Raw genomic sequence first — 13,254 nt, forward strand, 5'->3', positions numbered from 1 at the left:
GCCGATATTAGATTAAAGATTTTTAGTATAGCGAACTTATAAAGGATCGAGGGGGAGGCGTTTGCTGGATGATAGAGAAGACTGAGCGTTATCAGAACGAGATTGCGAGAGTTATTGCCAATATTAATCATGTCATCGTTGGCAAGGAGAAAGAAGCGGTGCTGAGTCTTGTTGCCCTTTTGGCTCAAGGTCATGTTCTGCTGGAAGATGTGCCGGGTGTGGGGAAGACGATGCTTGTCCGCGCCCTGGCGGCATCACTCGACTGTGATCTGCGGCGAATTCAGTTTACTCCTGATTTACTGCCCTCAGACGTCACAGGTGTGTCGATTTACAATCCAAAAACGCTGGAATTCGAGTTTCGTTCCGGTCCGATTCTCGGCAATATTGTGCTGGCGGATGAGATCAACCGGACCTCACCCAAGACCCAGTCCGCTTTACTTGAAGGCATGGCAGAGAATCGTGTCACTGTCGATGGGCAAACCCTCCCATTAAAGAGGCCGTTTTTTGTCATGGCGACACAAAACCCAATCGAGTACGAGGGAACCTATTCGCTGCCTGAGGCTCAGCTCGACCGGTTTTTGCTGAAGATGACAATGGGATACCCGTCAGCTGATGAGGAAATGCAGATGCTTGATTTAACTGCTGAGCACCATCCGATTGACAGCCTGTCCCCTGTACTCACACAAGCTGATCTCGTTCATCTGCAGGAAGAGGTGAATGAGGTTTATATTGACCGGACGATCAAACAATACATTATTAATCTCGTGAACAATACGCGTGACGACCAATTCGTTTATCTTGGCGTCAGTCCGCGCGGTTCGATCGCTTTAATGAAAGCTGCCAAGGCTTATGCTTATATTTATGGACGTGATTATGTACTGCCGGATGATGTGAAATATTTGGCACCCTTTGTGCTCGCCCACCGCCTGATTTTAAATGCGGAAGCGGCTTATGATGGCTGGACGCCTGAACAGGTCGTTGACGCGATTGTGGCACACAGCGACATTCCCATCCAGAAGGGCTTTCAGTCATGAGCAGAACACTCCGGCTGATTGGCAAAATAAGTGTCGCGGTGCTGCTCGTGGGAGCGCTGTTTTCGTTTGCGATGTTTCAGGGCGGGTTTGTCAGCTGGTTTCTGTTTTTTGCCGTGCTGCCGGTTCTGCTCTACCAGCTCGGGGTGCTGCTTTACCCGATAAGTGATTGGCACGTTAGCCGGTGCCTTTCCCGGCATACGGTCCGGACGGGTGATCGGATTCAAGTGACTCTGACCATTAAACGGTCGCTGCCATTTCCTGTCTATTACTGTCTGTGTGAGGAACAATTTCCTGATACACTGCAGCAGGCGGATAATGCGGCAGAACGCTATCACAGTCTGGCCGATCCGAGCAGTCGTCACAGACAGCGCCAGATGAAACGCATGCTGTTTCCGGGTTTCCGGCGGGTGATCAGGCTGAGCTACAGCATCACGGATATCCCGCGCGGTGAGCACGTCCTGCCAGCAGTCAGGATTCGGACGAGTGATGTATTTGGCATGATCACAAAGGAGCACTGCTTCCCGGTTGCGGATGAACTTGCCGCAGCGCCGAATAAACAACCGGTCATGCTGTCAGGCGCCTTTAACAGTGCCGAGCACGGTTCGTCTAAATCCCATAAGGCTCATTTAACCCATACGACTATCGCGGCAGGTGTCCGGGAATACGTGCCCGGTGACAGTCTGTCCTGGATTGATTGGAAACAGACCGCACGGCGCAATCAAATCATCACCAAAGAATTTGAGCAGGAAAACAGCTCGGATACGGTGGTGGCACTGGATGCGAGTGCTGCTTCTGGTAATAATACACAGGCTTTTGAAATGGCGATTGAGCTGACACTGGGACTTCTGCAGGCGGTTCGGCAGCAGACGTCAGAGGCGGGGTTGTTTGTGGCCGGGAAACGGACGATGTATTTTCCGCTCAGGCTGAGTACGGGTCAGCAGCAGGCCATTAGACGACACTTAACGCATTTGCAGCCGGGCGGATCGGAGTCGTTTTCGGTTTTGCTGCAGAGACGCATGCAGCAAGCGGCCCCAATGGCCAATCTCTTTGTTGTGACCACATATATAGAGCCTGATCTTCCAGATGTGATCAGCCGTTTAAGACAGCGGCAGGTGAAACAGATGACGCTTCTCTTTATTCAGGCCGCTGCGTGGATTTCTCAAGCGGAGCAGGATAGAGTCCATCAGCTCCGCGCTGCAGGTATTCGCGTCAATGTTCTGACAGAAACGGAGCTGTCGCAGGATTTGATTGAGGTGAGAGCGGTATGACGGGCAAACAATCATTTTTGTATACGACCCTGTTATATGGCTGTGCTTTTATATTATTTTTGGAATGGCTTTACCCGGTCGAGCTTGTCAGTGACGTCCGGAACATGACCGTGTTTCTTGTGTACGCGATATTTTGTTTTGCTATCGCTATGCTACGGCTGCGCTGGTGGCTGTCAATGCCGCTGAAAGGCATGGGGCTCGTGCTGATTCTTGATAGCCTGTTTCTGGAACCGTCGCTTTTCAGCAGCGCGTGGCTGAATCAGGCTGTGTCAGAAATCAGCCTTAATCTGAATGCACTTATGGCCCAGCATTGGGGCGCACTCACACCTTTATTCCGCAGTCTATTGTTTTTGCTCTTAATCTGGATGCTCAGTTATCTATTGTATTACTGGTTTATTGTGATGCAGCGCGTGTTCCTGTTTGTTGTCATGACCGTTGTCTACCTGTCACTCCTGGATACATTCACACCGTATGATGCGGATGCCGCGATTGTCCGCACATTGATCGTGTCATTTATTGCTCTTGGCGTCGGTCATTTGTCCCAGGAAGAGATGCGGGAGTCTGTCCGTTTTGCCTGGCTGAAAAAGGCGCCTTCATGGGTTATTCCACTCGCTGTGCTGATTATGGTGTCAGTTCTCACTGGCTTCGCTGCTCCCAAGTTTGACCCGCAATGGCCTGATCCAGTCCCATTTCTTAACAGTGCTGCGGAGAATGCCAGCGGATTGGAGAACAGTGATGATGCAGGCTCGCAAAAATCCGGCTATGGCGAGGATGACACCCAGCTGGGCGGCTCGTTTGTGCAAGATAAGACAGTGGTTTTTAAGGCAAAAGCACAAGATGAGCATTACTGGCGTGTCGAGACAAAAGATGTCTACACCGGAAAAGGGTGGAAAAAATCGCAGAATACGCAGTATAACTTACAATCCAGCGATGCTATTGATATGGACACTTTTTCCGATGATGTCCCCGTCGAAGAACATAAGGCTCAAGTGACGTTTCAAAATGGCCGTCCGATGGGAAAGCTCGTTTACCCGTACGGGATCACAGGCTTTGCAGCCAACGGCGTTGCGGCCGACCTTGACGTTGATATGCAGGTGGATCGTCAATTTGGCGAGATCCGGCCTGTCCAAAATGGCAGCATCTCCCGCCTTAAGCAGTATACCGTCCAGTATGATGTGCCGTCGTTCAGACCTGACGTGCTGCGGTCAGTCAGTCCCGGCGACGATCCAGGTGGTCTGAAGGAACGCTATACCCAGCTGCCGGACAGTCTTCCGGAGCGGGTCGGCGAACTGGCAAAGGAGATTACTGAAGACGCGACTAATCGCTATGACAAAGCGCAATCGATTGAGACGTATTTTGGCCAGAGTGGGTTTCGTTACCAGACGAGCAATGTGCCGGTGCCTGATGCGGACCAGGATTATGTGGACCAGTTTCTGTTTGACTCCAAGGAAGGCTATTGTGACAACTATTCCACCTCGATGGTTGTGATGCTGCGGTCACTGGGCATTCCCGCACGCTGGGCGAAAGGTTTTACGAGCGGTGAGGTTGTCGACTATGGCGAAACTGATGATGACGCTGATGTTTACAAAGTGACGAATGCGAATGCCCACTCGTGGGTGGAAGTCTATTTTCCAGGTTCTGGCTGGGTGTCATTTGAGCCGACGCAAGGTTTTTCCAATTTAACTGAATACCAGGAACAGGATTCGAACGCGGAAAGCGGCAATGAGACCGAGCAGGACACAGAGGAGCCAGAGACGGACGAACCGGATACAGCTGAACAGTCTGATGAGGCAGACGAAGCAGCTCAGGCGCAGGAAACCCGCAGCAACGGGTCATTTCCCTGGGGTTATGTGCTTGCAGGTGCTGCTGTGATCGCAGTTCTGGCCCTGGTTATCTATAAGACACGCTTTCGCTGGCGGATGGCTTACTTACTCCGGAAATGGCAGCGTCGGCCGGATGATCAGATCTTTCAGGAAGCGTATCTCTGTTTGCTGGACCTGCTTGCCCATAAAGGTGTGACCCGGAGACCGGATGAGACATTAAGTGAATTCTCACAGCAGGTTGATACGCTTTACCAGACAACCGACATGGGGCGACTTACCACGGCTTATGAACAATGGCTTTATAAAAATGAACTGACGTCTCAGGATGAGGTCCGCCTGCGTGAGTTATGGCGGCAATTAATGAAGCGCATTTTAGCTTGACGCCTTGTTCATCCCTTAGTAAAATAAGACCATATAAAAACTGCCTGATCACTAGATAACGCCGTTCATATATCCTCGACAATAAGGGTCGAAAGTTTCTACCGGGGCACCGTAAATGCCCTGACTATGAAGGCGGAATGTCAATGGGTTATTAGCACGAACCCGGATTTCTGCCTTCTAACAGCTATGTGCTGTCCAGTGGCAGGGGTCCGGGTTATTTTTGAAAGAAACAGGATGTGACCTTTGGCTGTTTCTGCGAACCCAGAAGGCGGGCTTAGTCACGAACCAAAAATGCAGGATTGATAGGAGCGAGGCAAAATGGAATCGAACGATATGCTATTAGTATTAAATTTTGGCAACCCATATAACCAGCTGTTGACGAAACAAATTCGTAAACAGCATGTCTACAGTGAATTGCATCCGCAAGCGACAAGCGCTGAGGCGATCAGCCGGATGAGGCCTAAAGGCATTATCCTCTCAGGAGGCCCGGCTAATGAAGCTGAGAATTTCGACCCGGCTATTTTTGATCTGGGCATTCCGGTTTTGGGCATTGATGACGGTATGCGGCAGATGGCGCGTCATGTCGGGAGCACGGTGACGCAAACGGCCCGCCAGGACAAGGGTGAAGCCGTGATTGAGCTTCAGGGTGACGGGGTTCTGTTTCAGGATGCACCTAAAACGCAGACGGTCTGGATGAGCCAGAGTGCCGATGTCGCCAATGTGCCAGAGGGCTTTCAGACAAATGCTTCAAGCGCTCAGACCCCCGTTGCAGCAATGAGCGCTCCTGATCGCAGTTTGTATGGCGTTATGTTTCATCCCGAGGTCAGCGAAACAGCGTATGGTGAGGATTTACTGCAGCATTTTATTTATGATGTATGTGGCTGCGGAGGTGACTGGACCGTTCAGGCCTTCATCGATCAGAAAGTGGCACGCATCCGCGACCAGGTAGGGGACAAGCAAGTACTGTGCGCGCTCAGCGGCGGCGTTGATTCCTCCGTTACGGCCGCACTGGTTGATAAAGCGATTGGCAAGCAGCTGACCTGCATCTTTGTTGATCACGGCCTTCTCAGAAAAAATGAGGCCAGTGATGTTAAAAAGACATTTGCGGAGGATTTCGATACGCATTTCATCGCCATCGATGCGGCTGACCGGTTTTTAAACAAGCTGAAAGGTGTAACAGACCCGGAGCAGAAACGGAAAATCATCGGCAATGAATTCATTTATGTGTTCGATGATGAAGCAGACAAACTGAAAGATATTGAATTTCTGGCGCAGGGAACCGTTTACCCCGATGTAATCGAAAGCGGCGGCGAAAACGGTCAGGTGGTCAAGTCGCATCATAATGTCGGCGGTCTGCCGGAAGACATCCAGTTCGAACTGATTGAACCGCTGGATACCCTATTTAAAGACGAAGTCCGCGAAGTTGGTCTGCAGCTTGGGCTTCCGGAGACGATTGTGTGGCGGCAGCCGTTTCCAGGTCCCGGCCTGGGAATTCGCGTCCTTGGTGAAGTGACGGAGGACAAGCTGGCGATTGTTCGGGAATCGGATGCTATTTTGCGTGACGAAATTGCTTCTGCCGGTCTGGATAAAACTATCTGGCAGTATTTCACGGTTCTGCCGGATATCCGCAGTGTCGGCGTAACAGGTGATGCGCGCACGTATGATTATACAATCGGCATCCGCGCGGTAACCTCCGTCGATGGCATGACCTCTGACTGGGCACGTATTCCGTGGGATGTTTTAGAGACAATATCGACGCGCATAGTGAATGAAGTCGACGAAATTAACCGTGTTGTGTATGACATTTCCAGTAAGCCGCCTGCAACGATTGAATGGGAATAACGAACATTTACTATATAAATGAATAGAATGTTCGTTTTCTGTTGACGTGTTCAGCTGCTTCATGTAATATGAACCTATAATTAAATAGTTTGCGTATAATTTCGGGGATACGGCCCAGAGTCTCTACCAGACCACCGTAAATGGTCTGACTACGCAAGAGAAAAGTCATGATGTTGAGGACTGAGTCTCTTCTGATTGCTTTTTCTTGCTCGGTTTTGTGAGCACTCTTGCCCCCGCAGGAGTGCTTTTATTTTAAAAGGAAAAGTGAGGAGGAGAAACATTGCGGCGTTATTTTCAGTTTAGCGAACATGGCACGACTTACCGGAACGAAATTATGGGTGGACTGACGACCTTTTTAGCGATGGCTTATATTCTGTTTGTTAACCCTTCGACGCTTGCATTGGTTGGCGTGGAAGATTTGCCTGAAGGTGTCACACGCATTGATCAGGGGGCGGTCTTCACGGCTACTGCTGTTGCGGCGGCACTGGGAACGCTCATCATGGGGGTTCTCGGCAAATACCCGATTGCGCTCGCACCGGGGATGGGCTTGAACGCCTTTTTCGCTTACACGGTGATTTTAGGATTCGGCATCCCCTGGGAAACCGCTCTTGCCGGTGTTTTGGCATCCGGACTTATATTTATCGTCTTAACCTTAACAGGCCTGCGCGAAAAAGTTATTAACGCCATTCCGCCCAATCTGAAAATGGCTGTGGGTGCTGGCATCGGTCTTTACATTGCCTTTATCGGGTTTCAGAACGCAGGTATTATTGTCGGTGATGACGATACACTCGTATCGCTGGGCAATTTGACAGCACCGCCTGTTATGCTGGCTATTTTCGGGGTGGTCATTTCCGTTATCTTACTGAGTCTGAACATTAAAGGCGGTATTTTTTACGGCATGATTATCACGGCGATTGCCGGTATGGTGACCGGCTTGATTGATGCGCCGTCTGGTATCAGCGGTGTCGTCGGCGAAGTACCCAGTGTCGCACCGACGTTCGGCCAGGCCATCAGCCACTTTGGCGACATCTTTTCGATGGATATGCTTGTCGTGATTCTAACGTTTTTATTTGTGGACTTTTTTGACACTGCAGGCACACTTGTCGCTGTCGCCACCCAGGCAGGCCTGATGAAAAATAATAAGCTGCCGCGTGCCGGCAAAGCGCTGTTTGCAGATTCGACCGCAACCGTTGCTGGCGCTGTCATTGGCACATCCACGACAACATCCTATATTGAATCGACCGCTGGTGTTGGCGCAGGCGGCCGGACCGGTTTTACTTCCGTCGTGACCGCGGCCTGTTTCCTGCTGGCCTTATTCTTTTCGCCATTATTGAGCGTGATCACCTCAGAAGTGACCGCGCCGGCTCTGATTATTGTTGGCGTCATGATGTCGGCCTCGTTAAAAGATATTGATTGGGATCAATTTGAAATCGCGGTGCCGGCCTTTCTGACAGTGGTAACCATGCCGCTGGCGTACAGCATCGCCACCGGGATTGCCATCGGCTTTATCTTCTACCCGATTACAATGATTCTGAAAGGCCGCATCAAAGAAGTTCATCCCGTGATGTATGGACTATTCGTCATATTTGTCTTATATTTTATATTTCTGAGCTGATTGAAAAAGCGGCGCCACTCTGGGTGGGGCCGCTTTTGTGTGTATTGAACCAGATTCTGAAATGGTGATGACGGCGCGCTGGATTAGGGGTTGTCAGCTAATGGAAATATTTACACAATTATGGGAACATGTTAACGTTTAATTGATTGTATCAATTCGATCGAGACGGGCAGTCGATCGATCGAGAGCAGCGGAAAATCGATCGAGCACAGCACAGAATCGATCGAGAGCATCAGAAAATCGATCGAGCACAGCACAGAATCGATCGAGAGCAGCGGAAAGTCGATCGAGGCACACACAGAATCGATCGAGAGCACCGGAAAATCGATCGAGCATAGCACAGAATCGATCGAGAGCATCGGAAAATCGATCGAGCACAGCACGAAATCGATCGAGAGCAGCGGAAAGTCGATCGAGCACAGCACAGAATCGATCGAGAGCACCGGAAAGTCGATCGAGCACAGCACAGAATCGATCGAGAACAGCGGAAAGTCGATCGAGGCACAGCACAGAATCGATCGAGAGCAGCGGAAAGTCGATCGAGCATAGCACAGAATCGATCGAGAGCATCGGAAAGTCGATCGAGCACAGCACGGAATTGATCGAGAGCACCGGAAAATCGATCGAGCACAGCACGGAATCGATCGAGAGCACCAGAAAGTCGATCGAGGCGCACACAGAATCGATCGGGAGCATCGGAAAGTCGATCGAAGCACAGCACGGAATCGATCGAGAGCAGCGGAAAGGACAAAAGATATTATGGAAATAATTTTGATTTTTGCAGCAGGCTTGATTGTGTTGATTTTAGCTGTTATAGCAATCCTCAGAGGGGTGGTCGACAGAGTTAATGCGCCAGTTGATGCGTTAAAAGAGGACATTTCAGACCTTGAGAAAAGAATTAGTGATCTTGAGAAGAAAAACGGCAATTAATAGCAGTATAAAAACGTTCGACAGAAGAAAGCAGGTGATGAGTTTTCTAAAGCAAGAGTTCACCCATTAATTCTTGCAGGAATATTGTTTACATCGATGACTTGGTCTTTAAAGGCGTATCAAAGCTATGCTTATAATGAAATACGACTGGGTATTATATTTACGTTGTTATTTATGTTTCTTTTCACCTTGTTCATTTGGGGGATTATTCGAAACAAAAAACTCAAGAAAACGGCAACGGATGAATAAAGCTGATATAGCAGCAGATGGATGTTTATTAGAATTTGCAAGGAATGAAAGATAATCAACGGCAGCCATAGTTGTCTAAAAGAAGGTTTTTTGAAGAGCCAGAACGCCCAAGGAAAGGTATTTTAAATATGAAAGTAAGACTAATCCTTAAAATAACTGGCTGGTTATTAATAATTGGTTTAGGTGTTATTCATTTCCTGAACCGTGAGGATCTTTCTGTATGGGACAGTGGTTTTAATGGAATTATCTATGGTGTCGGTTTTTTAGCAGGCTTGGGGCTGGTTTTCTTCACCAACTCACCTCGTAAAATTAAAAAGCGTAAAACGGGACTGACTTTGATATGTATGAGCTTGGTCTTTTTGATCTCTGGAATGATACTTATCGACACACTGGGATCAGGGGTATTCTCACTATCCTTCGTTATCATGGGTGTAATCGTGGCACTGTCAGCGGACTTTATAACAGCAAGTTGAAATCGTAACAGAGGATTAACAAGACTGCGGCGGTCAATTTTAACAGTGCAACAACTCCTTTTGAACCTCTTCAGCTCAACTATTTAGAGGTAATCTTCATACAAATGGCTCTTATTGTCTCGCCATTCATTTTCTAAAATACTCATTTCCCACAGACTCCAATAATCGCTTCCTCTTTTTCTGCAATCCCTAAGCAAACCTTCTTTTGTGAATCCAGCCTTTTCATAGCAGGCTATAGCCGGGGTGTTAAAGTCAAATACACCTAGACTGACGCGGTGTAACTGGAAATGATCAAACGCGATGCGTAAGACATCATGGATCATTTGCTGGCCAATTCCCTGCCCCCTTGAATGCTGATTTCCTACTAGAACCTTGGCTATTCGTGCCGACTTGTTTTCTTGATCAATATGTCTTAAGGAAATGTGGCCAACCGTATCGCCGGTCTCTTTAAGCCGCACCGCAAATATGAAATCGCGAGCACTTTTATGATTTGTGTTCTCGATATATGTTTTCAGCTGCTCGTTGTCCAGCGGGTAAGAAAAACCAAGGCCTCCCCATTGAACTAAAAAATCCTCTGAATCAATCCATTCGATGAGCTGCTGAAAGTCAGTTGGTTTGAAGTCATCTAACTCGATCATTCGCTTCACCTCTCTCCATTCAATGCGTTATGACTGTTTTATCACTATCTTTATAGTAACATAATCATAAAACGGCACGCAGTATATGCCACCCTGTCTCATTTGCGGACTGCCGGTTTTCCTGAAGGGGCAGAGTCATGTAAAATATGGCTTGTTGATCAAAAAATGTGAGGGATGACTATGAATTATGTAAACGTTTTATTCTTGAGTACATTATTGATGCTGGCAGGTTGTGCTTCGGGGACGTCTGAAGAGCAACATTCCAATGATCAAACCAATTCCGCTTCGTCTGCTGTTAAGGAGCAAATCGGCAGGGATCTTTCTGCTGATAGTGAGCAGACGATTACGTTAGCGGCAAGCGAGAAAGCTTTGCCTGCGAAATTTAATGAAATGGCGTTTAAAAGGAAGGAAACACCGCTCTATGAGTATGTCGTAAAAGAAGTCACCAATCAATCGGACTATGAAGATGCGTGGGATTTATATGAACTTGAAAATAAGCCGCCGCGTATAGACTTTACTAAGAAAGACGCTTTGTTCATTGGATTGTACGAATCTGGTGAAGGGTCGGGAAACTGTCCGACAATGATAAAAAACATCAAATTGGACAGTGACCATAGTACAATGACAGTAATGTTAAATGATTTAATAGGTCCAACTGATAATTGTGAGGAGATGGCAACGCCACGGACGCATGTCATTACGATAACAAAAGAAACATCACAGGCGATAAACAATCTGACGCTAATTGAAAAATTCAATGACGCTGACGTTGAAACAGATGTTCCCATTAAAACTAAATCTCACACGAACTAAGATATGCCGCAGCCAGGCAGTCGATTTCGCCATGTGTATAAATTCAGCTGTCATTATGAATAATAAGACACAGAATACAGACAAATGGAGGAATCGCAGATGAACTTGGCCAACTATTTAACAGTAATCGGGTTTGCGATTATCGTTTTAACGATCATCGCTGCCGGGATTGCTTTTTTATTAATGTATCGCAAAGATCACAGCCAGGGTGAGCATCCTATCTTACGCAATTATCCCGTCTTGGGAAGAGTTCGGTATTTTCTCGAAAACATTGGCCCGGAGATGCGTCAATATTGGTTTGACAGCGATACCGAGGGCAAGCCTTTTTCCCGGAACCAATACCAGAATATCGTCAAAAGTGCTAAATACCAGCGTGAAGTGCTTGGATTCGGTGCCGAGCGGGACTATGATGCGGCGGGCTATTATTTGGCCAATACCATGTTTCCCAAACAAGCAGACGAAATGCAAGTTAATCATGAAACTCAAGTACGAACGAAAAAATATATTTTATTGAAGGATTCGTTGTTTGGGCAGCGTGAAGAAAAATTGGAAGATAATCAAACAAGCGCTTATTTGTTAAAAGATGATGATGCGATCGTCATCGGACCTGATGCTGCTCATCCATTTGTTGTCAAAAGCTTGGTCGGCCAGTCTGCAATGAGCTATGGCTCCCTTGGTGAGCGTGCTATCACCGCACTGTCGAAAGGTCTGGCAATGGCGAAGGGAACCTGGATGAATACGGGTGAAGGCGGGCTGTCATCGCACCATTTAAAAGGTGGAACAGATATTATTCAGCAAATTGGCTCGGGTTTATTTGGTTTCCGTGATAAGGACGGGAATTTCAGCTGGGAGGAGTTAAAGAAAAAAGGGGATATGGAAGAAATCAAAGCGTTTGAGCTCAAATTAGCGCAAGGAGCAAAACAGCGCGGCGGTCACGTAGATGCGGAGAAAGTCACGCCCGAAATTGCTGATATTCGCAAGGTAGAGCCTTATCAATCCATTGAAAGTCCGAATCGTTTTCACCAGTTTGATGATGTGTCGACCCTCCTTGATTTTGTTGAGAAAATTCGCGACCATACCGGAAAACCGTGCGGCATTAAAGTGGTAATCGGGCGAAATGACAGCCTGGTGCCGCTGGCTAAAAAAATGAAAGAAACAGGTAAAAGTCCTGACCATATTACCATAGACGGCGGTGAAGGCGGTACAGGTGCGTCTTATCAGGAACTAATGGAAAGTGTTGGCTTGCCCATCAAATCGGCATTGCCAATTGTCGATGCCACACTGCGTCATTATGGTGTACGCGATCAAGTTAAAATCATTGCCTCTGGGAAACTGGAGACACCAGATAAATCGGCGATGGCGCTAGCGATGGGGGCCGATCTGATCAACATTGCGCGCGGCTTTATGGTCACAGTGGGCTGTATTCAAACGCTGAAATGTCATGCTAATATTTGTCCAGTCGGGGTGGCGACCACCGATCCTGATTTACAAAAGGCTCTGGTCGTTGACGAGAAAAAAAATCGAGTCGCCAATTATCTGGTAACGATGCGTAAAGGCATATTCCGGGTTGCAGCAGCTGCCGGTGTCGAATCGCCGACACAACTTCAGCCCAGACATCTTACCTTTAAAGATGTCGATGGCGATGTCGCTTCAATGGATGAATATTATCAGATTATCGACGACAATATTGCAAAAGCCATAAAGCGCCATGAAGACATGCAGACGTAAAAATGTTTCATGATAAAAGACCACGGTCAGCGATACATAAACGAAAGGAGATAAGCGGCCGTGGCGGTATTCGGTAGGGGGTAGAGCAACGGCGATTATGGTTGAATTAATCGGCTGACAGATCATATTTAAGATCAGCGCACCTGCCACGAGTCAGTTATCGATAAAGAATAAGTACCATTTTATGGGACTTTAAGAGGCATTTATCACAGATCAATTGTCAGCGGCAGGTGTTGGATTAGGGATTGAGGACATCTTTACAATGTTCACCGTCATCCTTCACGCCTATTTAAACAAACTTTGACAAATATTCATAAACGTACTATTCTACTATTCGGTAGATTGAGTTTAAAAAAGTAAAAGACTTCTAATAAACTTACCCACCCAAGAGCGAGCGCTCCATTAGTTAGCTGCTCCCGGTGCATGCTGAGGATATGAAATATTAGTGATTATAGCATTG

The 13,254-nt window shown here is 47.8% G+C and carries 12 protein-coding genes and 2 riboswitches; of the genes, 9 read left to right on the top strand and 3 right to left on the bottom strand.

Features of this window, described 5'->3' with window-relative positions; genetic code table 11:
* Window positions 1-68 precede the first annotated feature (68 nt).
* The 5 genes from ACFQU8_RS01450 to ACFQU8_RS01470 all read left to right on the top strand — a co-directional run bounded on the left by ACFQU8_RS01450 (window position 69) and on the right by ACFQU8_RS01470 (window position 7,963).
* Window positions 69-1,034, top strand: coding sequence for an AAA family ATPase (locus ACFQU8_RS01450; protein ID WP_382357385.1), 966 nt, complete (start codon window positions 69-71; stop codon window positions 1,032-1,034).
* Window positions 1,031-2,302, top strand: a complete 1,272-nt coding sequence (locus ACFQU8_RS01455; protein ID WP_382357386.1) for a DUF58 domain-containing protein — start codon at window positions 1,031-1,033, stop codon at window positions 2,300-2,302. The genes ACFQU8_RS01450 and ACFQU8_RS01455 overlap by 4 nt, the downstream gene beginning before the upstream one ends.
* Complete coding sequence (locus tag ACFQU8_RS01460; RefSeq protein ID WP_382357387.1) at window positions 2,299-4,506, top strand: transglutaminase TgpA family protein; 2,208 nt, start codon at window positions 2,299-2,301, stop codon at window positions 4,504-4,506. Before ACFQU8_RS01455 ends, ACFQU8_RS01460 begins: the two co-directional genes overlap by 4 nt.
* A 45-nt stretch (window positions 4,507-4,551) precedes the next feature.
* A riboswitch (purine riboswitch) is annotated at window positions 4,552-4,653 on the top strand.
* 171 nt (window positions 4,654-4,824) lie between these two features.
* Window positions 4,825-6,348: a glutamine-hydrolyzing GMP synthase gene (gene guaA, locus ACFQU8_RS01465; protein ID WP_382357388.1), complete on the top strand. Its 1,524-nt coding sequence runs from the start codon at window positions 4,825-4,827 to the stop codon at window positions 6,346-6,348.
* Between the two features lie 71 nt (window positions 6,349-6,419).
* Window positions 6,420-6,520, top strand: a riboswitch (purine riboswitch).
* A 108-nt stretch (window positions 6,521-6,628) separates the two neighbouring features.
* Window positions 6,629-7,963, top strand: coding sequence for an NCS2 family permease (locus tag ACFQU8_RS01470; protein WP_382357389.1), 1,335 nt, complete (start codon window positions 6,629-6,631; stop codon window positions 7,961-7,963).
* A 138-nt stretch (window positions 7,964-8,101) separates the two neighbouring features.
* Here the strand turns inward: ACFQU8_RS01470 and ACFQU8_RS01475 are convergent, their stop codons facing one another.
* Window positions 8,102-8,659, bottom strand: coding sequence for a hypothetical protein (locus ACFQU8_RS01475; protein ID WP_382357390.1), 558 nt, complete (start codon window positions 8,657-8,659; stop codon window positions 8,102-8,104).
* A gap of 63 nt (window positions 8,660-8,722) precedes the next feature.
* Between ACFQU8_RS01475 and ACFQU8_RS01480 the strand changes: the two genes are divergently transcribed.
* The gene (locus tag ACFQU8_RS01480; protein WP_382357391.1) at window positions 8,723-8,893 is read left to right on the top strand and encodes a hypothetical protein; all 171 of its coding nucleotides are present in this window, start codon (window positions 8,723-8,725) and stop codon (window positions 8,891-8,893) included.
* Window positions 8,894-9,061: 168 nt separating this feature from the next.
* Here ACFQU8_RS01480 and ACFQU8_RS01485 read toward each other — a convergent pair whose 3' ends face one another.
* On the bottom strand, window positions 9,062-9,211 hold the full coding sequence (locus tag ACFQU8_RS01485) for a hypothetical protein (protein WP_382357392.1): 150 nt from the start codon (window positions 9,209-9,211) through the stop codon (window positions 9,062-9,064).
* Between the two features lie 2 nt (window positions 9,212-9,213).
* Between ACFQU8_RS01485 and ACFQU8_RS01490 the strand changes: the two genes are divergently transcribed.
* Window positions 9,214-9,615, top strand: coding sequence for a hypothetical protein (locus ACFQU8_RS01490; protein WP_382357393.1), 402 nt, complete (start codon window positions 9,214-9,216; stop codon window positions 9,613-9,615).
* An 83-nt stretch (window positions 9,616-9,698) separates the two neighbouring features.
* Here the strand turns inward: ACFQU8_RS01490 and ACFQU8_RS01495 are convergent, their stop codons facing one another.
* Window positions 9,699-10,253 (bottom strand): GNAT family N-acetyltransferase, encoded by a 555-nt coding sequence (locus ACFQU8_RS01495; protein WP_382357394.1) that lies wholly within the window; start codon window positions 10,251-10,253, stop codon window positions 9,699-9,701.
* 180 nt (window positions 10,254-10,433) lie between these two features.
* Between ACFQU8_RS01495 and ACFQU8_RS01500 the strand changes: the two genes are divergently transcribed.
* Window positions 10,434-11,066 (top strand): hypothetical protein, encoded by a 633-nt coding sequence (locus ACFQU8_RS01500; RefSeq protein ID WP_382357395.1) that lies wholly within the window; start codon window positions 10,434-10,436, stop codon window positions 11,064-11,066.
* A gap of 99 nt (window positions 11,067-11,165) precedes the next feature.
* On the top strand, window positions 11,166-12,794 hold the full coding sequence (locus ACFQU8_RS01505; RefSeq protein ID WP_382357396.1) for an FMN-binding glutamate synthase family protein: 1,629 nt from the start codon (window positions 11,166-11,168) through the stop codon (window positions 12,792-12,794).
* Window positions 12,795-13,254 lie beyond the last annotated feature (460 nt).

Origin of the sequence: Lentibacillus kimchii, from assembly GCF_042666895.1 — a bacterium.
In the GTDB taxonomy this organism is placed as follows: domain Bacteria; phylum Bacillota; class Bacilli; order Bacillales; family Amphibacillaceae; genus Lentibacillus; species Lentibacillus kimchii.